We start from the raw sequence: 23,341 nt of genomic DNA on the forward strand, positions 1-23,341 counted from the left end.
ATAAATTCAATATACAAACAATGAAAAAGAAAGTAGTTTTAGCTTTTAGCGGAGGTTTAGATACTTCATTTTGCTGTATTCATCTTGCACAGGACCGTGGTCTAGAAGTCCATTCCGTGATTGTGAATACAGGTGGTTTTTCTGAAGAGGAATTACAGGAAATAGAAAAAAGAGCATATGCTTTAGGTGTAGCCTCTCATGCTGTAGTAGATGAAACTGCTAATTATTATGCAGGATGTATTAAATACCTTGTATTTGGTAACGTATTAAAAAATGCAACATACCCGCTTTCTGTAAGTGCCGAGCGCGTAAGCCAGGCCACTGCAATTGCTAATTATGTAAAAAAGATTGGTGCTGATTATGTAGCTCACGGAAGTACCGGCGCTGGTAATGACCAGGTTAGGTTTGATATGATCTTTAATATCATCATTCCGGGTGTTGAGATCATTACCCCAATCAGAGATCTGAAATTATCCCGCGAAGCGGAAATAGAATATTTAAATAATCATGGCGTAGAATACAGTGCTGCTAAAGCAAGATATTCTATCAACAAAGGCTTATGGGGGACATCTGTAGGTGGTAAGGAAACACTTACTTCCAATGAAACTTTGCCTGAAGAAGCATGGCCTACACAGGTTTCAGAAACCGAAAGCCGCAAAATTGAGCTTACTTTCGAAAAAGGTGAACTTAAAGGGATTGATGGTGAAACCCTTGATCCTGTAAAAGCGATACAGAAACTTCAGGCCATTGCACAGCCGTATGGCATCGGACGCGATATCCATGTAGGTGATACGATCATCGGTATCAAAGGACGTGTAGGTTTCGAGGCTGCAGCACCAATGGTGATCATCAAAGCACATCACACACTGGAAAAACACACACTTACGAAATGGCAGTTGTCATGGAAAGAGCAACTGGCATCTTTCTACGGAAACTGGTTGCATGAAGGTCAGTTCCACGATCCGGTCATGCGCAACATCGAGGCCTTCCTTGAAGATACACAGAAAACTGTAAGCGGAAAAGTATTTGTAGAACTGCTTCCGTACAGGTTCCAGGTCATTGGAATTGAATCTGGCCATGACCTGATGAGCAATAAGTTCGGCAGCTATGGCGAGATGAACAATGCATGGAGCGGCGAAGACGTAAAAGGGTTCTCAAAAATATTTGGTAACCAAGTGATGATCTGGCATAAAGTAAACAGCAATGAAGATTAGAGCAGGTATAGTTGGCAGTGCCGGGTACACAGGCGGCGAAATGTTACGTCTGCTGATCAATCATCCTGATGTAGAAATTGTATTTGTACATAGCAATAGTAATGGGGGCAACCTCATCTCAGATGTACATACAGATCTGCTCGGAGATACAGAACTGCGTTTTACTGAAGAGCTTTTACAGGATATTGATGTGTTGTTCCTGTGCGTAGGCCACGGTACGGCGAAAAAATTCCTTGAAGAAAACCCTGTAGCGGCAGGTATAAAGATCATTGATCTGAGCCAGGATTTCAGGCTGGCGGAAGCTGCCGGAAATGACTGGGTTTATGGCTTGCCGGAATTAAACAGGGAGCGTATCAAAACGGCTGGCTTTATAGCTAACCCTGGTTGTTTTGCCACTTGTATCCAGTTAGGCCTGTTGCCGCTCGCAGCAAAAGGACTGATCATGAACGAAGTGCACATCAGCGGTACTACCGGTTCAACAGGTGCAGGACAGGGGCTTAGCCCAACATCTCATTTCAGCTGGCGTAACAATAACTTATCGGTATATAAGGCTTTTGATCACCAGCATCTGAATGAGATCGGACAGAGCATGGTACAGCTTGACCCAGCATTTGATGTTCCGCTTACCTTTATCCCGCAGCGCGGAGATTTTGCCAGGGGAATTCTAACTGCCATTTATCTGGACAGTGATTTAACAGAAGAAGAAGCCCTTGCAATATATGAGGAGTATTATGCAACTCATCCTTTTACGCATGTAAGTAGAAAAAATATAGATCTGAAACAAGTGGTGAATACCAGTAAGGGTTTTGTGCATGTTCAGAAACATGGAGGTAAACTTTTAATTACCAGTATAATTGATAATCTGTTAAAAGGAGCAAGCGGACAGGCTGTACAAAACATGAATTTAATGTTTGGATTAGACGAACGGCGGGGCTTGCGACTAAAGGCAAGTGCTTTTTAAGCGTTGCCGTACTACCAGCAATTGATCTTGTTTTATTCATTTCCCGGAATCAACTGCCGGGTAAAAGCTTTTAAAAATGAACTTATTCGATGTATACCCACTAAATGATATAGAAATTGTTAAAGCCTCAGGCAGTACAGTCTGGGATGCAAATGGTCAGGAATACCTTGATCTCTATGGTGGACATGCGGTAATCTCTATTGGTCATACGCATCCTCATTATGTAAAACGTTTAACCGACCAGCTGAATAAAGTTGGTTTCTATTCAAACTCGGTAAAAATTCCTTTGCAGGTGGAGCTTGCAGAGATACTTGGAAAAGTTTCCGGTAAAACCGATTATCAGCTGTTCCTTTGCAATTCGGGAGCTGAAGCAAATGAAAATGCACTTAAACTTGCCTCGTTTTACAATGGCAGAAAAAAAATTATCGCCTTTAAAGGCGCCTTCCATGGCAGGACATCTTTAGCCGTTGCTGCTACAGATAATCCCAAAATCGTTGCCCCGGTAAATGAAACAGACAACGTGGTGTTCCTGCCCTTCAATGATGAGCAGGCACTGAAAGATGCTTTTGCTGATTTTGGTAACTACATCAGTGCTGTAATTATTGAAGGTATTCAGGGTGTTGGCGGGATCAGGGAAGCATCAGTAGGCTTTCTTCAGCTAATCCGCGCACTTTGTAATCAATATAATGCTGTTTATATTGCCGACAGTGTACAATGCGGTTATGGCAGGACCGGAACGTTCTATTCTCATGATTACGCAGGTGTATGTGCCGATGTATATACGATGGCCAAAGGGATGGGAAATGGCTTTCCTGTTGCGGGAATCTCCATTGCTCATAAATTTAAGCCATGGCATTACATGCTGGGTACTACTTTTGGAGGTAACCATCTGGCTTGTGCTGCCGCACTGGCAGTGCTCGAAATCATGGAGCAGGATAACCTGATGAAAAATGCGGAGGAAATTGGCAGCTATCTGATCACGGAATTAAAGAAAATAGAGGAGATAAAAGAGGTGAGGGGACGTGGTCTGATGATAGGGATTGATCTTCCTGAAGAATTATCACAAGTTAAAAAGAACTTGTTATTTAAACAACATATCTTTACAGGAGAGGCTAAGCCTAATGTGATCAGGTTATTGCCTGCACTCAACCTGAAGAAAGAACAAGCCGATCATTTTTTAGAAAACTTTAAAATTGCTTTAAAAGGATGAACCAATTCACCTCTGTAAAAGATGTTGAAGACATTGACCAACTGGTAAAAGATGCCCTCGCATTAAAAGAAAACCCTTATGCACATCAGCATCTGGGGAAAAACAAAACTCTTGGACTGGTTTTCCTGAACCCAAGCCTGCGTACCCGTCTGAGCACTCAGAAAGCTGCAATTAACCTGGGCATGAGTGTGATGGTGATGAATATGGACAAAGAAGGATGGGCATTGGAAACGGAAGATGGGATAGTGATGAACGGAACTACCGTTGAGCATATCCGCGAAGCTGCGGCTGTAATGGGACAGTATTGTGATATCCTGGGCTTGCGCTCCTTTCCAAAGTTAACCAACAGGGACGAAGATTACAACGAGGACTTTTTTAATAAATTCATCAAATATTGTGGCGTACCGGTAGTGAGTTTGGAAAGTGCCACCCGTCACCCCCTGCAAAGTCTTGCGGATCTGGTGACGATCAGGGAAACCTGGAAAGCTGAATCCAAACCGAAAGTAGTTCTGGCCTGGGCACCGCATGTAAAGGCATTGCCTCAGGCTGTTCCAAATTCATTTTCTGAGTGGATGTGTAAGGCACAGGAACTGGACATGCTGGATTTTACAATCGTTCAGCCGGAAGGATACGAGCTGTCGGAAGATTTCACTCCGGGAGCAGAGATCATGTACAATCTGGAAGAAGCCCTTAAAGGAGCTGACTACATCTATGTGAAAAACTGGTCCAGCTTCAAGGAATATGGTAAGGTACTTACCTATCCTGATGGCTGGATGATGAACAATGAGAAACTGAAGTACACAAATGATGCAAAAGTGATGCATTGTTTGCCTGTGCGCAGGGATCTTGAACTATCATCTGAGATTCTGGACGGTCCCAACTCGCTGGTCATTCATGAAGCAGGTAACCGTTTATGGGCAGCGCAGGCTGTTTTGAAAGATTTGCTGCAAGGTTTATCTTAAACGTATGCTTACCTTTAATAATTTTATAAAAACCAATAACCACTGATGAAGAAAACCGCCCTTCTATTTTGTATGTTCTTTTTAACTGCGTTGTCTTTTGCGCAGCAGAAGACAGTTGACAGCTGGACAGACGGTAAATATGTGACCGTGAACGGTGCTAAGTTATACGTAGTAACAGTTGGCGAGGGCGATCCTCTGATCTTCATCGCAGGTGGCCCCGGCGGGGCACACCCCGGATTACGCAGCTTTGATCCTCTTGCCACATCAAATCATCAGCTGATATATTTCGATGCTTTTGGCAGGGGGAAGTCTGATACCGCAAAAGTAGTGTCGCAATATAGCCTGCAACGCGATATTGAAGATATCGAAGGATTAAGGAAGGCGTTAAAACTTGATAAAATATCTCTTTTGGGACATTCTTATGGCGGCCTTGTTGCGCAGGGATACGCTATAAAATACCCCTCTAATGTAAGCCACCTGATCCTGGCGAATACTTTTCACAGTTACGCCATGTGGCAGGAGAATGACGACAACTCAAACCACGAGATCAAAACAAATTACCCGGAGGTTTGGGCAGAACTGATGAAGATCCGTGAGCAGGGCGCTGTTTCCAGTGATTTGCTGCACCAGGATATTTATGGAAGAGTACCATACGGGTTTCTATATGCTTATAATCCTGGTAAATTTACAGGTGGAAACAAAAAACCCTATCCAAATAGCATGAACACTAAACTGTACTACCAGATGGTGGGAAGGGACGGCGATTTTTATGTTGGTAATGATATCGGGACTTTCGATTTCCGCAAGCAGCTGAAAGATTTAAAAATGCCTGTTCTGATTATCGGAGGCCGTTTTGACAGAGTGGCAACACCCTGGATGATGGTGAAATATAAGGAGTACTGCCCGCAGGCAGAATTTGTGATGTTCGAGAAATCGGGACACAATCCACAGGTTGAAGAGCCGGAGCTGGAATTTGCCACCATCAACGCTTTTTTAAAGAAATAAATGATGAAGCAGTTAACAATTATAAAAATTGGCGGAAATGTAATTGACAATTCCGAGAAGCTGCACCAGTTTCTGCTCGATTTTACTGCTTTGCCCGGCGATAAGATACTGGTTCATGGCGGCGGAAAGATCGCTACTGAACTGGGAAGTTCTTTGGGCATTGAACCCAAAATGGTAGATGGACGACGGATCACTGATATTGAGACCCTCCGGATCGTGACCATGGTTTACGGCGGACTGATCAATAAGAATATGGTGGCCCAGTTACAGGCAAAAGGGTGTAATGCAATTGGCCTGAGCGGAGCCGATGGCAATGTGATTCAGGCGGTAAAACGCCCGGTTGGTAAAATTGACTACGGTTTTGTAGGTGATCTGAATGAGTCTTCTGTTTCTGTAAAAACTTTGGACGTCCTGCTGAAAAACGACCTCATTCCGGTACTCTGCGCAATTACCCATGATGGAGATACCCAGCTTTTGAATACGAATGCTGATACAATTGCCTCTGCAGTTGCTGTGGCCATGTCCCGGGAATATGAAACCCGGCTAGTGTACTGCTTCGAGAAAAAAGGAGTGCTGCGTGATGTGGATGATGACCTTTCGCTGGTGGCAGAGATCAGACGAAATGATTTTGAAACACTGCAGGCAGAAGGTGTGGTTTCCGGAGGAATGATCCCCAAGTTATACAATGCATTTGAAGCCATCCGGCAGGGTGTTAAAGCAGTTTATATCGGCAAGGCTGATGAATTACCGCAAATTGATATCAATGGTTTTGGAACCAGATTAATAGACTAGATTATGGGAAAATTTACAGGAAATATAGCGATACTGGGAAGTGGAAACATTGGGCTTTCACTGGCCAAGGGATTAGTTAAAGCAGATTATGTGAAGGCTAACCAAATCAGCCTGACCAGGAGAAATATAAATAAGCTGAATGATTTTGCCAGCCATGGTTATTTCATCAGTAAAGATAACGCAGCTGTTGTGGCATCGGCTGATATTATCGTGCTGGCAGTTTTACCTCAGCAACTGAACCAGCTGATGGAAGAAATTGCCCCGGTAATAGATATTAGCAAACATGTGGTGATCTCGGTGGCTTCCGGCGTAAGCTGTGGGGATATCAGAAATAAGCTGAAAGAGGGGTTGGAAGTGATTCGGGCCATGCCTAACACAGCAATTGCCATAGGTCAGTCTATGACCTGCGTAGCATCAGATAATGCTTCTGCGGAACATATAGCTGAAGTGACCAGAATGTTTGAAACGGTAGGTGCTGTAGTGAAGATCAATGAAGATCTGATGACTGCGGCAACAGCATTGTGCGCCTGCGGTATTGCTTTCTTTTTACGGGCCATCCGTGCGGCTTCACAAGGTGGGGTAGAAATAGGATTTCATGCCGATGAAGCGCTAAAGATGGCCGTTCAGACAGCGAAAGGAGCTGCAGATCTGTTATTGCAGATGCAGTCACATCCTGAGCAGGAAATAGATAAAGTAACTTCGCCAAAGGGATGTACCATTGCCGGGCTGAATGAAATGGAACACAACGGGTTTAGTTCATCCCTGATTAAAGGCATCAAGCTTTCAGCTATAAAAGCAGGAGAATTATATACAAAGGGATAAATTTATGATAGAAAAACTGCAAAAGGATAGTTTAGAGTTGTTAAAGAATCTAATCAGTATTCAATCTTTCAGTAAAGAAGAAGAGAAAACCGCTGATCTGATCGGGCAATTTTTGCAGGAACGACAAATTAAGATCAATCGTAAACTGAATAATATCTGGGCTTACAACAAACATTTTGATGCGGCTAAGCCTACAGTGCTATTAAATTCACATCATGATACGGTAAAGCCAAATTCAGGTTATATTAGGAATCCTTATGAACCGGCAGTTGAAGAGGGCAGGCTGTATGGCTTGGGAAGTAATGATGCAGGCGGATGTCTGGTGTCACTGATTGCTACCTTCCTTTATTTTTATGATCAGGAAGGGCTCTCGTATAACATTTGCCTGGCAGCGACTGCTGAAGAGGAGATCTCAGGTAATAACGGGCTTGAATGTGTGCTTCCCGATCTTGGAGAACTTGAGTTCGCAATCGTTGGGGAACCCACTGAAATGAACCTTGCCATTGCAGAACGGGGATTGCTGGTGCTGGACTGTACTGTTACAGGAAAAGCCGGCCATGCTGCCCGGGAGGAGGGAGACAATGCCATATATAAAGCTTTAAAGGATATCGACTGGTTTAGGAATTACAGATTTTCAAAGGTATCTGAAGTGTTTGGCCCCTTAAAAATGTCGGTAACCATTATCAATGCAGGATCTCAGCATAATGTGGTGCCCGCAACCTGTACTTTTACGGTAGATGTACGCGTTACTGATGCATACACTAATGAGGAAGTATTGAAAATTATACGGACAAATGTGGACTGCGAGGTGAAACCCAGATCAATACGGCTAAAACCTTCGTCAATTGATAAGGACCATCCCCTGGTTCAATCCGGAGTAGCAATGGGAAGAACAACCTATGGTTCTCCTACTACCTCAGATCAGGCTTTGTTAAGTATTCCTTCTGTTAAAGTTGGCCCGGGTGATTCTGCAAGATCACATATGGCAGATGAATATGTGTTTGTAGAAGAGATTGCTGAAGGCATAACACTTTATATCAACATGCTTAAACCGGTTATTAACGGAAAGTAGGTTCCTGATTGGTAATTATTGTAATTTTGCTTAAATTAATACCTGCTCCCGTTTGGAGCTTTCATCACAGGATAACCATTATGGATAGTTATCACTGGTAAAGAATTATATATCAATGAAGATCTGGCAGAAAAATATAGAAGTAAATAAAGATATTGAAAGTTTCACGGTAGGCAATGACAGGGAACTGGATCTGCAGATGGCTGCTTTTGATGTCCTGGGATCGCTGGCACATGTGGAGATGCTGGAAAGCATTGGCTTGCTTACTGCGGTTGAACTCGCAGAAATACAGGTGGCACTTAAAAAGATCTATGCTGAGATCGAAGCCGGGGAATTTAAGATCGAAGATACTGTTGAAGATGTGCACTCCCAGGTTGAATGGCTGCTCACCCAGCGTATTGGAGAAGCAGGCAAAAAGATCCATAGCGGTCGTTCACGTAACGATCAGGTGCTGGTAGACCTGAAATTATTTTTCAGGGGCAAGATCGAAGATACGGTTGGCAATATGGTTACGCTGTTTCAGCAGCTGATCCTGCTGAGCAATACACATAGGGATAAATTAATGCCGGGTTATACGCATTTACAAATTGCTATGCCTTCATCTTTCGGGCTTTGGTTTGGTGCATATGCGGAAAGTCTTGTAGACGATATGGAAGTCATGCTGGCAGCATGGAAGATCTGCAATAAAAATCCTTTAGGTTCTGCTGCAGGATATGGTTCCTCATTTCCTCTGAACCGCACAATGACAACTGAACTTCTCGGGTTTGATAACCTCAATTATAATGTGGTTTATGCACAAATGGGCAGGGGGAAAACAGAAAGAATATTGTCTCAGGCAATGTCTTCTGTGGCTGCTACCCTGGCAAAGATGGCCATGGACGTTTGTTTGTTTATTAACCAGAACTTCGGATTTATCAAATTTCCGGATGAGCTGACAACAGGGTCGAGCATTATGCCGCATAAAAAGAATCCCGATGTTTTTGAACTGATCCGTTCCAGATGCAATAAAATTCAGGCATTGCCAAATGAGATTGCAATGATGACGACTAACCTGCCCTCGGGATATCACCGCGATCTGCAATTACTAAAGGAAAATCTCTTTCCCTCAATGGTCTCCCTGAATGAATGTTTGGAGATGACAAGCTATATGCTGCAGTATATTGATATTAAGGGTGATATTTTAAAGGATAAAAAATATGATTACCTGTTTAGCGTAGAGGTAGTGAATGACCTCGCTTTAAAGGGGATTCCTTTCAGAGAGGCATACAAGATAGTCGGAGAGACTATTGAAAATGGTACATTTGTACCTGGGGTTGAAGTCCACCATACACATGAAGGAAGTATAGGTAACTTGTGTAACCCCGAAATTGAGTCAATGATGGAAACCATTCTTGACCAGTTTAATTTTGAAAAAACAAAATCAGCGATACAACAATTGCTGGCTTAATTTAACCATTAATATAAAAATAAAATGAGCGTATCAGTATTAGCAAAGTCACTTATTGGCTCTGAGATCATTAAAATTAGTCATGAGGTTAATGAATTGAAAAGCAAAGGTGCTAAAATTGCCAATCTTACCATTGGAGATTTTGACCCGTCAATTTTTCCTATACCATCAGAGCTAAAAGAAGAAATTGTAAATGCTTACAATCAACACCAAACCAATTATCCTCCTGCTGATGGAGTTCTGGCTTTAAGGCAAACCGTTGTTGGGATAGTAAAGGATCGCTATGAGCTTGATTATAGTACTGATGAGATTCTTGTTTCGGGTGGTTCACGCCCGCTGATCTATGCCACTTATCTTGCTTTGGTAGACCCTGGGGACAAAGTTATTTATCCGGTACCATCATGGAATAATAATCACTACTGCCATCTTTCTTCTGCTGAAGGCATTGCCGTGGAGACTACTGCAGAAAGTAACTTTATGCCGACAGCCGAGTTGCTGAAGCCACATATTAAGGGTGCCACGCTACTCGCACTATGTTCTCCGCTGAACCCTACAGGCACAATGTTTACCAAAGAACAGCTGGAAGATATTTGTGATCTGGTGATCGAAGAGAATAATTCAAGAGCAGAAGGAGAGAAACCCTTATACATCATGTATGATCAGATCTATTCACTGCTGACTTTTGGCAAAGAACATATCAATCCGGTTAGCTTACGCCCGCAACTAAAGGATTATGTGATATATATCGACGGGATCTCAAAATGTCTTGCTGCGACAGGTGTTCGTGTAGGATGGGGATTTGGACCTGCTCAGGTAGTGGCCAAAATGAAAGCACTGCTTACACATGTTGGTGCCTGGGCCCCGAAAGCTGAGCAGGTAGCTGTAGCGAAATATTTTTCTGATAAAACCCTGGTAGACCAGTTCCTGGGTAAATTTAAAGAGCAGATCCAGGAAAGCCTGAATGCCCTTTATGTTGGATTCCAGCAGTTAAAAGCCGATGGATTCGCTGTAGATGCGATCGTTCCTATGGGAGCAATCTATCTGACGCTTAAAATCGATTATATTGGCAAAACCACTGAATCCGGTGATTCGCTGAAGAATAGTACAGATGTTAATTCTTATCTGATCAATGAAGCATCGGCTGCATTTGTGCCATTTTCATATTTTGGTACTGACGATACCAAAAGGTGGTACCGTGCATCTGTGGGAGGGTGCTCCCTTGAAGATATCAATGCAATGATCCCAAGGATTAAAACAGCACTGAGTAAATTACGATAGTTAAGAAAAGAAGTATATGAGTCCATACTGACACCTTGCTGAAAACATACTCGTACCATTAGTTTTTCTATTTGGAAACTGATGATATGGACATGTTTCGGCAAGGTGTTTTTATGTTGAATATTAAAACCGTCTTGCATAAAAGACGGTTCATTTTCAAATTTGAACGCTATTTGAATTCTGAAGTCTTGTGGAATTCGATATCGGGATAATCCCGCTTGGTCATGTTGATCATAAAGTCATTATCAGCCAGAAACACCGAATTACCGTCTTTATCCTGTCCGATATGCATTTGTTTACGTTTTACGAACTCTTCCAGTTTTTTCTTGTCTGTTGAAGAAACCCAGTTGGACCTAGTATAACTTAACATACGGAAATGTGCCTTTGCTCCATATTCATGCTCCAGTCTGAATGCAATTACTTCGAACTGTAGTTCGCCTACAGCACCAATAATTTTCCTATTACCGGGCTGTTGTGTAAACAACTGTGCAACTCCTTCCTCAGTAAGTTGTTGTATGCCTTTTTCCAACTGTTTGGTTCGTAGAGGATCTCTATTCTCTACTTCCTTAAATATCTCGGGAGAGAAGCTCGGAATGCCCTTAAATTGAAGTTTCTCTCCTTCAGTCAATGTGTCTCCGATTTTGAAGTTGCCGCTATCATAAAGTCCGACCACATCGCCTGGCCATGCTTCTTCAACAATGCTTTTTTCGTTGGCCATAAAATCCATTGGATTCGAGAATTTCAGTTTCTTATCCTGACGCGTATGGTAATAGAATTTATTCCTTTCAAATTTACCTGAACATATTCTTAGAAAGGCAATGCGGTCGCGGTGTTTAGGATCAAGGTTGGCATGGATTTTAAAAACAAATCCTGAGAAATTTTTCTCCTCTACCAATACTTCACGTTCTTCGGCTTCCCTGCTTCTCGGGCTTGGTGCAATATTGATAAATGTATCCAGGAGTTCCTTAATACCGAAATTATTAATGGCGCTTCCAAAAAATACGGGGGCAAGTAATCCCTCTGTGTACATACTTTGATCGAGTGAGCCATACACACCTTCTACAAGTTCCAGGTCACTTTTCAGTCCCGCCAGTTCGGCTGGTTTGAGGAATTTATTCAGGTTTTCGTCATTCAGGTCGTTCACTTCAATCACCGGATCCGCGATCTTCGTTTTGTCCGGTTCAAAAAGATTGAGGTGTTTATTGTAAATGCTATAGACACCTTTGAAGGTATGTCCTTGTCCGATTGGCCAGGAAAGGGGGCAAAGGCTGATACTGAGTTTGTTTTCAATCTCATCCAGCAGATCAAATGCGTCTTTACCCTCACGGTCCATCTTGTTGACAAAGATGATCACCGGTGTATTCCGCATACGGCAAACTGCCATTAGTTTTTCGGTTTGTTCCTCAACACCCTTTACACAGTCTACCACCAGAATTACACTGTCTACGGCAGACAGCGTCCGGTAGGTATCTTCTGCGAAATCCTTGTGGCCCGGAGTATCCAGAATATTGATTCGTTTATCTTTGTATTCAAAGCCCATCACAGAAGTGGCAACGGAAATTCCGCGCTGCTTCTCAATCTCCATAAAATCTGAAGTACTGCTTTGATTGGCTTTATTTCGCTTTACTGCGCCTGCTGTATTTATCGCTCCGCCAAAAAGCAGAAATTTTTCAGTTAGCGTTGTTTTACCGGCATCCGGGTGACTGATAATGGCGAATGTTTTTCGTTTTTCTATTTCGGGGTGGATCATAAAGAGTTAAGCATATTGCTTGATGAAGGCTGCAAAGATAAATATAATATATAAAATAAAAACCGGCCATTACGACCGGTTTTTTATAGCTTAATTACCTCTGCCCCCGCGGCCGCCTCTCCCTGGATCAGCTGTTGCAGGCCTTGCCTGTTGTTGTTGCTGGCGTTGTTGTTCTTGCTGCGCACGCTGTTGCTGCTGTTGTTGTTGTTGCTGGTCTTGCTGTGCACGCTGCTGTTGCATTTGCTGCTGACGCTGTTGATCCTGCTGTGCGCGTTGCTGCTGCATCTGTTGCTGACGCTGCTGATCTTGTTGTCCGCGTTGCTGACCGTCCCTTAGCTGGCGTTGTTGTTCCTGTTGCGCACGCTGCTGCTGCATTTGCTGTTGGCGCTGCAACATTTGTTGCTGATCCTGTTGCGTACGTTGCTGGCCGTCCCGTTGCTGACGCTGCATTTCCTGCTGGCGCTGCTGAACATCGCGCTGTTGTTGCTGCTGCATTTGCTGAGTCCGGTCGAAACCTTCTCTTCTGGCAGGGCGCTGTCCTTGGTCATTTCCCCTCGTTGGCGTATATCCCTCAGGACGTCCACTTGCTGGATTTGGCGTTCCTGGTTGAGCCGGAGTAGAACTGTTTCCTCTTCCGTTGTTGTTTCCGGAAGGCTGTCCTCCCTGACCGTCTGCATTGTTATTTCTTCCCGGCCGGCCGTTGTTCGGGTTATTTCCCCTTCCGGGATTAAATCCTCCTGGTTGTCCCGGACGCATACTTCCGGTATTGTTATTTCTGCCCGGCTGGTTGTTGGGTGTATTATTGTTACCGCCTCTGCCACCAGAACCAACTCTTGGGCGATAAATGCTGACATTATTATTGGAAAAACTATATCTTCCAGGCCTGTTCGCAGGAGAAACACGATATACAGTTACATCTCTGCGGGTCACCCTCCTGATATCATCTGCCCTTGGGCCTGTATAAAAGGGACGTCTAATATTTCCTCCTCTGTAAGTATAATTGATAAAGGCCGTGCGGTTATAAAAACCCTGGTTTCTGACATAATAGCGGGGATAGCTTGTACTATAAATACTGATCTGGGGAATGAACGCCCACCAGTTTAAGGGTGCATCATAACCACCGCCTTCACCGATATTCTGATAATCGGGACTCAGAGGTGCCCAGCCATAATAGTCATCACCACTCCTCCAGCTTACCCATGCCGGTCCCCATTCTGTATCAGGGATCCAGATCCATTGATTATAGCGGTCAGTTGCCCACCTGCCATAGTGAAAAGGAGCCCAGCCCCATTCATAGTCAGACACCCAGGTATTACCGTATTCAGTCATTGTCCAGTGACCATCGGTGTAATATGGCCTGAAATTCTGGTCTACATTCGGATGCCATACATAACCATACTCGGGATCCTGTGTCCATTTGCCATATGGCGCCAGTTCCTCATAAAAGGTCTCAAGTGTGATCTCATCATCTTCCTGAGCTATTGCGTTTTGTGTAAGACCGGTGACCAGGAGCAATAGCCCCAGGATTACAGCCGGCAATTTGATCATGCGTTTCATTTGTGTGTGTATTAAATACCTAACCTAACCTATATTACTATGAGTGCAAACTTCAATAATAGTTTAATCAATAGGACAATATATGCTATGCCATTCTGTTGATTTCCTAATTATGTTATTCGTTTGGCGCTGAATACAGGGTTTATATTTGTTTAAAGCAATTTTTAATGTTTGAAAGATTATAATTGTATGACAAGCTGCACAAGTTATATTCTGATTATTCTTGATATTTGATCCTTATTTTCTCTTTCCAACTAATAATTCTTTTCTTTTGCAGGAATGGACTTGTCGCTATCCAGTATCACATAAACAATACCAAAAAAAAAAGACGAATAAACTATCCCGGGCTTTGACCTTAAAATGGAAATGATTACTCTAAGGACAGATTCGTAATAGTAAATATCCAATTATAATTAAATGATAACATCATGATGTTATCTATATCAAATAGTAATGGAAAGATTGTAATATTTTCATAACCACTTAAAAAACAAATATATAATAATGAAAAAAGGCATATTATACCTAATTCCTGTCCCTCTGGCAGAGAATGCCTCTGCAAAATCTTTCACTCCCTACCTGATCGATACTATCAATGCCCTCGATACCTATATTGTTGAGAATGAAAAAACTGCCCGTAAATTTTTAAAAGAAGCAGGACTGAAAATTCCACAAAGTGACCTAACTATCCACGATTATGGTAAACATAAGCGGAATGACTCTATGGTTCCATATTTTAAAGAACTGATGACGGGAAAGGATGTGGGGTTGATGAGTGAAGCAGGATGTCCGGGAGTAGCTGATCCAGGTGCAGATGTGGTATCAGAAGCGCACAAACGAGGGATTAAAGTGGTTCCTTTAGTAGGGCCCAATTCATTGCTGCTTGCATTAATGGCTTCGGGTTTTAATGGACAGAGTTTTACTTTTCATGGTTACCTGCCTATAGATAAGGTAGAAAGGGTTAAAAGCATCAAGGAACTGGAAAAAATAGCTGAAAAAAATAAACAGACACAGATGTTTATTGAAACGCCTTTCCGTAACAATCATTTATTTGAGGATATCGTTAAAAATACGGCAGCACAAACATTGCTTTGCGTGGCATGTAACATTACCGGAGAGGACGAATACATCAGGACACAATCCATAGGACAGTGGCGTCAGGAGAAAATTGATCTCCATAAAAAACCCACTATATTTTTAATCTACAGATAAGCCTATCGGTACATATTTTTGGAGTCCATAAACGCGATCACATTTTCGGAGACTAAAAACTGGATGTTTTTATTTTCTTTGAATGCCTTTCTGATAAAGGTTGAAGATATTTCCATCTGAGGAGTTTCTGTAAATGTGATCGAAGGATGCCCTTCCCATCCAGCTATGTCACATTCAGGCCTGGGATATACATAAATACTGTAGTCCTTTAGCAGAACCTCATAGTTTTTCCATTTTTTTAAGGAAACCAGGTTGTCTGCCCCCATGATCAGTACAAACTTTTTCGCAGGATACTTCTCATGGAGGTAGGTCAGTGTATCTATCGTGTAAGAGGGCTGTGGAAGCGTAAACTCAATATCACTGACTTTTATATTTTCCGCCGGCTCAGTAGCTAAACGGGCCATTTCGAGCCTGTCATACATATTTCCGAGGCCCTTTTTATTTTTTAACGGATTTTGTGGAGAAACCACCAGCCAGACCTCATCAAGATCAGTGTAATTAGCCATATAACTGGCTATGATCATATGCCCCACATGGATCGGGTTGAAGGAACCAAAAAATAAACCTGTTTTTGCCATCCTTAAAAAGGGTATTTTATTTATTGATAAAATCAGACACTAATTTCTCTGCCTCCATACACGCTGTGTGCAGATCAAAATTTTTAAGCACCACATCAAATTTATCTGCATACTTCAGCTCTTTTTCAGCTTTGATAAACCTTTCCTGAAGTTTTTCAGGGCTGTCTGTCCCACGTCCGCTCAAACGCTCTTTTAGTACTTCCAATGAAGGTGGCTGTACAAAGATAGCCAATGCATCTTCTTCATATTTACGTTTCAGACGCAGTCCGCCCTCTACATCGATATCAAATATCACGTGTTTCCCTTCATTCCAGATCCTTTCAATTTCCGAACGTAATGTACCATAAAAAGTGCCGTTATAAACTTCTTCGAACTCTACAAACTCCTGGTGGGCAACTTTGTGAAGAAATGCTTCTTTAGAAATAAAGTAATAATCCTTTTCATGCTGTTCGTCTCCCCGGGACTCCCTGGTTGTCGCTGATATCGAAAAGTTTAATGACGGAAATTTTTCCAGCAGATGTTTAACGATGGTAGTTTTTCCTGCTCCCGAAGGAGCGGAAAATATGATGAGCTTGCCTTGTATCATTTATTGATGCTGTCTAGATAACATTTAACAACTGTTCTTTAATCTTTTCTAATTCCTCTTTCATCCCCACAACCAGTTGCTGAATTTGTGCATCATTGGCTTTCGCGCCCATAGTATTGATTTCTCTGCCAATTTCCTGCGAAATAAAGCCGAGTTTTTTGCCATTGGCATCTTTACTTTTTAAGGTTTCAGTGAAATAATCACAATGGCTTTTCAACCTGATCTTCTCTTCGGTGATATCCAGCTTATCTATATAATAGATCAACTCCTGTTCAAGACGGTTCTGATCAACGTTCACCTTTCCGGCAATTTCCTCCAAAAACTGATTTAACCTTGTCCTGATCTGAGGAATCCTCAATGGGGCTAAAATCTCTATCTGTGCAAAAAAGCCGAGTATATTTTTAATTCTCAATTCCAGGTCCTGTTTCAGAACTGCGCCTTCTGTTTCCCTGAACTGGTTGAAATTCTCTAAAGCAGCATTAAACGTGCTTTGCAAAATGTCCCATTCTCCTTCATTCACCACCTCTTCTGTATAACTGATGACGTCAGGAAAGCTTAAAACAGCCTGCAGTAAGTTATTGGAGTTGGCTCCTAAATCTATGTTTATGGCTTCTAATTGTTTGTAGTACTTGCTGAGTAATGCTGCATTGATCGTAGCGCCTTTTAGGTTTTCTTCGCTGCGTTCGATGTTAATGGAAACATTTACTTTTCCCCGTTCAATCTCCTTGCTGCAGATATTCCTTAGCAAGAGTTCTTTGTCAGCATATGCTCTGGGTAATTTTAAATTGAGCTCCAAAAACTTGCTGTTTAAGGATTTAATCTCTACGGCAAACTTTGTATTTTCCTGATCTGTAGAGGCCAGGCCATAGCCCGTCATTGATTTTATCATGTGCAAAGATATAATTTATTGTTAAATTGGTTAGGGTGTAAAATTTTTAATGTGTCCAATTACCCTTAAATGGTCATTTGATCGTTTTCAATACACCGGATTGATAAACAATAGTTAAATTTACATCAAATAGATTACAGATAAAATGATTCGTATTACCCTAAATAGTTTGTTCATTTCTGCACTTTTGCTTGCTTCAACAGGTGTTGCTTCCGCGCAGGAGGATTTTCAGCTCAATGGAGTAATTATGGTAAAAGGCTCAACAACCCGTGTTGCATTGGCAGAGATTACCAATAAACGGACGAAATACACTGTTGGCAGTAATGATTTAGGGATCTTTCAGGTTAAATCCCTGGTGGGGGATACGCTGGTTGTGGTCAAGCGCGGTTATTCGGATGTGGAACAAATAGTGTTGTCTAACAGGGATATGATTATTTATCTTGATATGGGTAACACTTTAAGTGAGGTCAATATCAGGGGGCAGTCTAAAAAGCAAGAATTGGATCAGCTAAAGCAGGATTATAGAGATAAGGGGTCATTTTACCAGGGGAAGCCACCATTACTTTCTTATTTGTTTGCACCTCTTACGGCATTGTATGAGCTGTTTGGCAGTACGCCAAAAAAGGCGAGAAGGTTCGGCAAATACTATAACACCGAACTGCAGCAGACTGCCATTGACGGCTTTTTCAACGAAGATCTGATTCAGAAAAATACAGAGTTACAGGGTAAAGATCTGGAAAATTTCATGTTAAACTATCGCCCTGATTATAGCAAGTCCAGGAACTGGACAGAATATGATGCCGTTAAATATATCAGGGATTCGTATAAACAATACACTGATACCCTGAAGAAGAAATAATATTTGAATCTGTACTAGATGGATAATGCTTCACAGGCCTTTTCTGCCGCCTGCTTTTCTGCATTTTTCTTGTTATAATCTCTTCCGATACCATAACTTTCGCCTTCAATAACTGCCTGTATCGTGAATAGCTTTGCACTTTCACCCTCACCATTCTGGATCATATCAAATGTAATATCCTTCGCATGGCGCTGACACCATTCTATCAGTTTACTTTTGAAATTCGTTTCTGTGAGTTCAAGGGTATGAATGTCGATATAAGGCTTAACAATACGTTTTAGCAACAACTCTTTAGTGAAGTTATATCCTTTATCCAGATATACTGCGCCGATAAGTGCTTCGAAGGCATCTCCTAACATCGAATGATGTTTGGTTTGTGCATTTACCATTTTCTGATCGAAAATGATGAGCTGGTCAAATCCCATCTTGCGTGCAAGCTGGTTTAAATTAGCCCTGTTCACAATTTTGGAACGCATCTCTGTAAGAAAACCTTCTTCTTTGTAGGGATAATGTTTAAAGAGTAATTCAGCAATAACCGAACCCAGAATGGCATCGCCCAAAAATTCAAGTCTTTCGTTGCTGCTACGGCTTCCATTTTTCAAAACTTTAGCCACAGACCGGTGCCTGAACGCCATTTTATACAGAATGGTATTTCCAGGCACAAAGCCTAACATATTTCGCAGCTTTTTTATAAACTCTTTATCCGGAGATAAATGAAGTTTATATAGGTCAAATAAGGGCATTAAATTTTATAAAATCGATTTGTAACGTTTACTCTTCGTACTTTTTGAAAATGACTGATGCATTGTGCCCACCAAAACCAAAAGTATTACTTAATGCCGCACGTACTAAACGTTTTTGCGAAGTATTGAATGTGAAATTCAACTTTGGATCGAAGTCAGGATCATCTGTGAAATGGTTAATTGTAGGGGGAACGATGTCGTTCTGTACAGATAAAATAGAAGCGATGGCCTCAACTGCACCGGCAGCACCCAAAAGGTGACCAGTCATTGATTTCGTCGAGCTGATATTTAATTTGTAAGCATCTTCACCAAATAAATCTACAATCGCCTTTGTTTCACTGATATCTCCAAGAGGGGTAGACGTACCATGGACGTTGATATAATCAATGTCAGCAGTACTCATTCCTGCATCTTTTAGTGCATTGGTCATCACCATCCTGGCACCTAATCCCTGAGGATGCGGAGCTGTGATATGATTTGCATCTGCACTCATTCCACCACCAACTAATTCAGCATAAATTTTAGCACCGCGTGCTTTTGCATGTTCTAATTCTTCCAGAATAATCGTTCCTGCACCCTCACCTGCAACAAATCCATCTCTGTCTTTATCAAAGGGCCTGGAAGCAGTTGAAGGATCGTCATTGCGTGTAGAAAGTGCATGCATTGCATTAAATCCTCCAATACCAGCCTCATTAATAATAGCTTCTGATCCTCCGGTAATGATTACATCTGCCATATCAAGGCGGATGTAATTGTAAGCATCAATCATCGCATTAGTAGATGAAGCACAGGCTGATACCGTAGCAAAATTAGGACCTCGCAGGCCATATTTGATGGAAATATGACCGGTAACAATATCAATAATCATTTTAGGAATAAAGAACGGATTAATGCGGGGAGTTCCATCGCCTGCAAAAAAGTTCCTCATTTCCTCTAAAAACGTTTTTATACCACCAATACCGGAACCCCAGATTACACCGATGCGATTTGTGTCCAATTGAGTGAAATCAAATCCTGCATCTTTAACGGCCTCATCTGTTGACACCATAGCATACTGAACAAATGGATCTAATTTGCGTGCTTCTTTTTTCTCCAGAAAGTCTTCGACATTGAAGTTTTTAAGCTCACATGCAAATTTTGTCTTGAACTTTTCTGTGTCAAAACCTGTAATAGGCGCAGCGCCGCTCACTCCATTTAACAAATTATCCCAGAATTCTGGGATAGTATTGCCAATTGGAGTGAGCGCACCTAAACCTGTAACTACTACTCTTTTTAATTCCATTTATACGGATTATACGGAGACCGTATGTTTTACTTTACGTTTTTCTCTAGATAAGCAATTGCTTGACCAACTGTGCCGATAGTCTCAGCTTGGTCATCAGGAATCGCTACATTGAATTCTTTTTCGAATTCCATGATAAGTTCTACAGTATCCAAAGAATCCGCACCTAGGTCATTAGTGAAAGAAGCTTCTGGGGTAACCTCGCTCTCATCCACACCTAATTTTTCAACGATAATAGCCTTAACTCTTGAAGCAATATCAGACATAATGTTATAATTTAATGGGTTAAATAATTCAGTGCAAAGAAAAATAAATTCTGACACATTTCAAATGTTTTTATTTCTCTGTCAATTTTAATGTTTTTATTCCAAACTGAAAAACAAAATTAGTTTTATAATTTCGTATCCTAAAATCTTATTCGTCTACTTTGAACAAAACCTATTTAAAACTTTCCTTAGATCTTGATTTTGTCCTGATAGCAATCACTGCATCTCTGAAGGATTACGTGTTCTGCCACCAGATCAATACAAGGCTTAATTTAAACTTTGAAAAAGTTGATGACCACGAGGTATACTTCAATGTCGACGAGCCCCCGCTCGCTTTTTCCAAATATTATTTTTATTTGGAACAGGGTGATAACGAATATTTCATTCTTAACAACCGAAACAGCGAAGGGTTTTTGATTCCGGAAATGAGTAAAGTGGATTATTTTATGATCATTCATGCTTACATTGATAAAGAAGATTTGAATTATATTTTAATAGGACTTAACAAACTGCCTGATATTCAGGTTGCTGCGCAGATTGACCCCCTGAAACTCAAATCAAAAGAGAATTTGATAATGTAAATTTTATATACAAGGTGTATTAAATACACTATATTTGAAGCTTATATTATTAGTTAAATAACATAAATAACCGGACTAACATTGGTTTTTTCATATAAAACCCCCATTTTGTTGGTCAGTAACAAATAAAAGTAATTCAGATGAAACCCTTTCATTCCAGAACAAAAATTGTAGCCACGCTAGGTCCAGCCTCGGCAAAACCAGATGTTTTATACAGCATGTTTAATGCCGGATTAGACGTCTGCCGACTTAACTTCTCACACGGTTCACAGGCAGACCATCAGGAAGTCCTGGACACCATTCGTTCAATCAACAAAAAATACAACTACAACGTCGGGATTTTGGCCGACCTTCAGGGTCCTAAAATCAGGATCGGAATGGTTAAAGACGGTGGAATACAATTGGTTAATGGTGCCCGTACCATTATTACCACTAAAGAATGTATTGGTAATGAAGAGCGTATTTATATCACTTATACTACCTTTCCAAAGGACGTAAAACCAGGAGAAATTATCCTTTTGGATGATGGAAAACTGCAAATGAGGGTGATTGAAACCAACCTTGAGGATGAAGTAGTTTGCGAAGTTGTTCACGGTGGTATCCTTACCTCAAGAAAAGGTGTGAACTTACCAAATACTAAGGTTTCTATTCCTTCTTTAACAGTAGAAGACCGCAAAAACCTTGAGTTTGTTCTGGAAAATGACGTGGACTGGATCGGTCTTTCATTCGTTCGTAACGCAGCGGATATTGTTGAACTGAAAGATATTATCAAGGCAAGAGGTAAACACGCAAGGGTTATTGCTAAAATTGAAAAACCTGAAGCTATCGCTAATATAGATGAAATCATTGCTGTTTCTGACGGTATTATGGTTGCCCGCGGAGATCTTGGTGTTGAAATGCCAATGGAAGAAGTTCCGTTGCTTCAGAAAATGATCGTTCAGAAATGTATTGCAGCTTCTAAGCCTGTAATTATCGCTACACAAATGCTGGAAAGTATGATCACTACACCAAGGCCAACACGCGCTGAGGTAAATGATGTTGCTAATTCAGTATTGGATGGTGCAGATGCAGTGATGCTAAGCGGTGAAACATCTGTTGGAGAGTTTCCTCTGATCGTTATTGAAACCATGCAAAAAATCATTCAGAACATTGAAACGAACAATTATCCGTTCAATGTAGATAAATTCCTTAAACCTAAATCTGAGACTTTCTTAAGTGATGCTGTTTGTGATTCAGCTTGCTTTTTAGCAAAGCAAACGAATGCAGTAGGTATTGTTTCGATGACCGTGAGTGGTTATACTGCTTTTGAAATCTCAAGCCACAGGCCAAAAGCACTTACTTATATCTTTACAAATAACCAGCAACTCATTAATACTTTGGCGCTGGTATGGGGTGTTCAGGCATTCTATTATGATAAGTTTGAAAGTACTGACGAAACCATTTTAGATGTAAATGACCAGTTAGTAAAAATGAAACTGATCAAGAAGGGGGACATTTTAATCAATACTGCAGCAATTCCTATGGAAAGCAAAGGCAGGACAAACATGGTAAAAGTTACTGTTATTGATTAATATACTTTAAAAATCAAAAAAAATACTACTTTTGCAACCCTGATTGGAGAGGTGTCCGAGTGGTTGAAGGAGCACGCCTGGAAAGTGTGTATACCTCAAAAGGGTATCGAGGGTTCGAATCCCTCTCTCTCCGCGGTTAACAAAGTATATCTTACAAAAACGCTTTAAACGTATGTTTAAAGCGTTTTTTTTGTTTATATACCTCCCGCTCATTACCTAAAATCCAAATATCCCACTGCGGATAAAATCACAAATATCCACAATTACGCATTTGCTTACAAATTGTCTTAAGCAAAAGAAAAGTACGAATTCGAGACATTCCCATTCGCTGGAATCAAATAATCTTCAAACAAATTTAAATCATGTGCGCGCACACAATTTAAATTATTATATTCGTGTGCGGACACAGTGTATTGTTAGGATCATCTAATCCAGACATCCGAATCAGATCATAAACCATGTAGAAACCACAGAATAAAAAACATTTCAACTAAATAAAACACGTATGGAAAAACAGGACAAATACTTTATCGTATCAGGAAAGGCATATTCAGTTCGGCCGTTCAACAACCCAGCAAATTAATTCCTACATAAACACAGTAAAAACATTATGAAAGGAAAAATGAGAAGGTTTAAAACGAAAAAATACTATTGTTTAATGCTGTTACTGTTTGGGTTTTTGACGCAAGCGCAAGCTCAGGATA

22 protein-coding genes and 1 tRNA gene are annotated in these 23,341 nt (G+C 41.3%); 15 read left to right on the plus strand and 8 right to left on the minus strand.

All coding sequences use genetic code 11. The features are described from left to right. Positions 1-20 precede the first annotated feature (20 nt). The 10 genes from BLW16_RS13985 (at position 21) to BLW16_RS14030 (ending at position 10,763) form a co-directional block, all read left to right on the plus strand. Positions 21-1,214, plus strand: coding sequence for an argininosuccinate synthase (locus BLW16_RS13985; RefSeq protein ID WP_090557620.1), 1,194 nt, complete (start codon positions 21-23; stop codon positions 1,212-1,214). Next, the gene (argC, locus tag BLW16_RS13990; RefSeq protein WP_090557624.1) at positions 1,204-2,175 is read left to right on the plus strand and encodes an N-acetyl-gamma-glutamyl-phosphate reductase; all 972 of its coding nucleotides are present in this window, start codon (positions 1,204-1,206) and stop codon (positions 2,173-2,175) included. The genes BLW16_RS13985 and argC overlap by 11 nt, the downstream gene beginning before the upstream one ends. A 76-nt stretch (positions 2,176-2,251) precedes the next feature. Continuing rightward, complete coding sequence (locus tag BLW16_RS13995) at positions 2,252-3,385, plus strand: aspartate aminotransferase family protein (protein ID WP_090557626.1); 1,134 nt, start codon at positions 2,252-2,254, stop codon at positions 3,383-3,385. Next, positions 3,382-4,347 (plus strand): Rossmann-fold NAD(P)-binding domain-containing protein, encoded by a 966-nt coding sequence (locus BLW16_RS14000; protein ID WP_090557628.1) that lies wholly within the window; start codon positions 3,382-3,384, stop codon positions 4,345-4,347. Before BLW16_RS13995 ends, BLW16_RS14000 begins: the two co-directional genes overlap by 4 nt. A gap of 45 nt (positions 4,348-4,392) precedes the next feature. Continuing rightward, a complete protein-coding gene (locus BLW16_RS14005; RefSeq protein WP_090557630.1) occupies positions 4,393-5,352 on the plus strand; it encodes an alpha/beta fold hydrolase in 960 nt (319 codons plus the stop codon). A gap of 3 nt (positions 5,353-5,355) precedes the next feature. Beyond that, positions 5,356-6,144, plus strand: coding sequence for an acetylglutamate kinase (argB, locus tag BLW16_RS14010; protein WP_394332022.1), 789 nt, complete (start codon positions 5,356-5,358; stop codon positions 6,142-6,144). A 3-nt stretch (positions 6,145-6,147) separates the two neighbouring features. After that, positions 6,148-6,966 (plus strand): pyrroline-5-carboxylate reductase, encoded by an 819-nt coding sequence (gene proC / locus BLW16_RS14015; RefSeq protein ID WP_090557634.1) that lies wholly within the window; start codon positions 6,148-6,150, stop codon positions 6,964-6,966. Positions 6,967-6,970: 4 nt separating this feature from the next. Then, entirely contained in the window at positions 6,971-8,038 is a 1,068-nt protein-coding gene (locus BLW16_RS14020; RefSeq protein WP_090557637.1) for a M20 family metallo-hydrolase, read from the plus strand. 115 nt (positions 8,039-8,153) lie between these two features. Next, positions 8,154-9,485 carry an argininosuccinate lyase gene (gene argH / locus BLW16_RS14025; protein WP_090557640.1) on the plus strand — a complete coding sequence of 444 codons (1,332 nt, stop codon included), beginning with the start codon at positions 8,154-8,156 and terminating at the stop codon, positions 9,483-9,485. Between the two features lie 24 nt (positions 9,486-9,509). Next, positions 9,510-10,763: a pyridoxal phosphate-dependent aminotransferase gene (locus BLW16_RS14030; RefSeq protein WP_090557643.1), complete on the plus strand. Its 1,254-nt coding sequence runs from the start codon at positions 9,510-9,512 to the stop codon at positions 10,761-10,763. Between the two features lie 169 nt (positions 10,764-10,932). Here the strand turns inward: BLW16_RS14030 and BLW16_RS14035 are convergent, their stop codons facing one another. Together BLW16_RS14035 and BLW16_RS14040 are read right to left on the minus strand one after the other, a co-directional pair. Then, complete coding sequence (locus BLW16_RS14035; protein ID WP_090557645.1) at positions 10,933-12,513, minus strand: peptide chain release factor 3; 1,581 nt, start codon at positions 12,511-12,513, stop codon at positions 10,933-10,935. 90 nt (positions 12,514-12,603) lie between these two features. Continuing rightward, the gene (locus tag BLW16_RS14040; RefSeq protein ID WP_090557647.1) at positions 12,604-14,070 is read right to left on the minus strand and encodes a DUF6600 domain-containing protein; all 1,467 of its coding nucleotides are present in this window, start codon (positions 14,068-14,070) and stop codon (positions 12,604-12,606) included. A 504-nt stretch (positions 14,071-14,574) separates the two neighbouring features. Here BLW16_RS14040 and BLW16_RS14045 point away from each other — a divergent pair. After that, on the plus strand, positions 14,575-15,282 hold the full coding sequence (locus BLW16_RS14045; RefSeq protein ID WP_090557649.1) for an SAM-dependent methyltransferase: 708 nt from the start codon (positions 14,575-14,577) through the stop codon (positions 15,280-15,282). Positions 15,283-15,284: 2 nt separating this feature from the next. Here BLW16_RS14045 and nadD read toward each other — a convergent pair whose 3' ends face one another. Genes nadD through BLW16_RS14060 form a run of 3 tightly spaced genes read right to left on the minus strand, consistent with a single transcriptional unit; the run spans position 15,285 to position 17,323 of the window. Then, positions 15,285-15,860, minus strand: a complete 576-nt coding sequence (nadD, locus tag BLW16_RS14050; RefSeq protein WP_090557651.1) for a nicotinate (nicotinamide) nucleotide adenylyltransferase — start codon at positions 15,858-15,860, stop codon at positions 15,285-15,287. 16 nt (positions 15,861-15,876) lie between these two features. Next, a complete protein-coding gene (gene gmk / locus BLW16_RS14055; RefSeq protein WP_090557653.1) occupies positions 15,877-16,446 on the minus strand; it encodes a guanylate kinase in 570 nt (189 codons plus the stop codon). Positions 16,447-16,459: 13 nt separating this feature from the next. Beyond that, the gene (locus BLW16_RS14060) at positions 16,460-17,323 is read right to left on the minus strand and encodes a YicC/YloC family endoribonuclease (protein ID WP_090557655.1); all 864 of its coding nucleotides are present in this window, start codon (positions 17,321-17,323) and stop codon (positions 16,460-16,462) included. Positions 17,324-17,480: 157 nt separating this feature from the next. On the opposite strand from BLW16_RS14060, the gene BLW16_RS14065 reads away from it, so the two are divergent. Continuing rightward, a complete protein-coding gene (locus BLW16_RS14065; protein WP_090557657.1) occupies positions 17,481-18,194 on the plus strand; it encodes a hypothetical protein in 714 nt (237 codons plus the stop codon). A 14-nt stretch (positions 18,195-18,208) separates the two neighbouring features. On the opposite strand, the gene rnc is transcribed toward BLW16_RS14065, so the two are convergent. The 3 genes from rnc to BLW16_RS14080 are packed head-to-tail and all read right to left on the minus strand — an operon-like array spanning position 18,209 to position 20,485. After that, positions 18,209-18,937: a ribonuclease III gene (rnc, locus tag BLW16_RS14070; protein WP_175470579.1), complete on the minus strand. Its 729-nt coding sequence runs from the start codon at positions 18,935-18,937 to the stop codon at positions 18,209-18,211. A 28-nt stretch (positions 18,938-18,965) separates the two neighbouring features. Then, positions 18,966-20,219, minus strand: coding sequence for a beta-ketoacyl-ACP synthase II (gene fabF, locus BLW16_RS14075; protein ID WP_090557659.1), 1,254 nt, complete (start codon positions 20,217-20,219; stop codon positions 18,966-18,968). A gap of 29 nt (positions 20,220-20,248) precedes the next feature. Further along, on the minus strand, positions 20,249-20,485 hold the full coding sequence (locus BLW16_RS14080) for an acyl carrier protein (protein ID WP_008508386.1): 237 nt from the start codon (positions 20,483-20,485) through the stop codon (positions 20,249-20,251). Positions 20,486-20,646: 161 nt separating this feature from the next. On the opposite strand from BLW16_RS14080, the gene BLW16_RS14085 reads away from it, so the two are divergent. The 3 genes from BLW16_RS14085 (at position 20,647) to BLW16_RS14095 (ending at position 22,770) form a co-directional block, all read left to right on the plus strand. Then, a complete protein-coding gene (locus BLW16_RS14085) occupies positions 20,647-21,066 on the plus strand; it encodes an IPExxxVDY family protein (protein WP_090557661.1) in 420 nt (139 codons plus the stop codon). A 140-nt stretch (positions 21,067-21,206) separates the two neighbouring features. Further along, complete coding sequence (gene pyk / locus BLW16_RS14090) at positions 21,207-22,637, plus strand: pyruvate kinase (protein WP_090557663.1); 1,431 nt, start codon at positions 21,207-21,209, stop codon at positions 22,635-22,637. Between the two features lie 45 nt (positions 22,638-22,682). Further along, positions 22,683-22,770 (plus strand) — tRNA-Ser (locus BLW16_RS14095). Positions 22,771-23,341: the final 571 nt, after the last annotated feature.

The sequence above is a fragment of the Pedobacter hartonius genome, from assembly GCF_900107535.1.
Classification (GTDB): Bacteria; Bacteroidota; Bacteroidia; order Sphingobacteriales; family Sphingobacteriaceae; genus Pedobacter; species Pedobacter hartonius.

Bases quoted from the DNA above. Each gene is read 5' to 3' on its own strand.
- BLW16_RS13985 (WP_090557620.1), top strand. From the start codon at position 21: ATGAAAAAGAAAGTAGTTTTAGCTTTTAGCGGAGGTTTAGATACTTCA.
- argC (WP_090557624.1), top strand. From the start codon at position 1,204: ATGAAGATTAGAGCAGGTATAGTTGGCAGTGCCGGGTACACAGGCGGC.
- BLW16_RS13995 (WP_090557626.1), top strand. From the start codon at position 2,252: ATGAACTTATTCGATGTATACCCACTAAATGATATAGAAATTGTTAAA.
- BLW16_RS14000 (WP_090557628.1), top strand. From the start codon at position 3,382: ATGAACCAATTCACCTCTGTAAAAGATGTTGAAGACATTGACCAACTG.
- BLW16_RS14005 (WP_090557630.1), top strand. From the start codon at position 4,393: ATGAAGAAAACCGCCCTTCTATTTTGTATGTTCTTTTTAACTGCGTTG.
- argB (WP_394332022.1), top strand. From the start codon at position 5,356: ATGAAGCAGTTAACAATTATAAAAATTGGCGGAAATGTAATTGACAAT.
- proC (WP_090557634.1), top strand. From the start codon at position 6,148: ATGGGAAAATTTACAGGAAATATAGCGATACTGGGAAGTGGAAACATT.
- BLW16_RS14020 (WP_090557637.1), top strand. From the start codon at position 6,971: ATGATAGAAAAACTGCAAAAGGATAGTTTAGAGTTGTTAAAGAATCTA.
- argH (WP_090557640.1), top strand. From the start codon at position 8,154: ATGAAGATCTGGCAGAAAAATATAGAAGTAAATAAAGATATTGAAAGT.
- BLW16_RS14030 (WP_090557643.1), top strand. From the start codon at position 9,510: ATGAGCGTATCAGTATTAGCAAAGTCACTTATTGGCTCTGAGATCATT.
- BLW16_RS14035 (WP_090557645.1), bottom strand. From the start codon at position 12,513: ATGATCCACCCCGAAATAGAAAAACGAAAAACATTCGCCATTATCAGT.
- BLW16_RS14040 (WP_090557647.1), bottom strand. From the start codon at position 14,070: ATGAAACGCATGATCAAATTGCCGGCTGTAATCCTGGGGCTATTGCTC.
- BLW16_RS14045 (WP_090557649.1), top strand. From the start codon at position 14,575: ATGAAAAAAGGCATATTATACCTAATTCCTGTCCCTCTGGCAGAGAAT.
- nadD (WP_090557651.1), bottom strand. From the start codon at position 15,860: ATGGCAAAAACAGGTTTATTTTTTGGTTCCTTCAACCCGATCCATGTG.
- gmk (WP_090557653.1), bottom strand. From the start codon at position 16,446: ATGATACAAGGCAAGCTCATCATATTTTCCGCTCCTTCGGGAGCAGGA.
- BLW16_RS14060 (WP_090557655.1), bottom strand. From the start codon at position 17,323: ATGACGGGCTATGGCCTGGCCTCTACAGATCAGGAAAATACAAAGTTT.
- BLW16_RS14065 (WP_090557657.1), top strand. From the start codon at position 17,481: ATGATTCGTATTACCCTAAATAGTTTGTTCATTTCTGCACTTTTGCTT.
- rnc (WP_175470579.1), bottom strand. From the start codon at position 18,937: ATGCCCTTATTTGACCTATATAAACTTCATTTATCTCCGGATAAAGAG.
- fabF (WP_090557659.1), bottom strand. From the start codon at position 20,219: ATGGAATTAAAAAGAGTAGTAGTTACAGGTTTAGGTGCGCTCACTCCA.
- BLW16_RS14080 (WP_008508386.1), bottom strand. From the start codon at position 20,485: ATGTCTGATATTGCTTCAAGAGTTAAGGCTATTATCGTTGAAAAATTA.
- pyk (WP_090557663.1), top strand. From the start codon at position 21,207: ATGAAACCCTTTCATTCCAGAACAAAAATTGTAGCCACGCTAGGTCCA.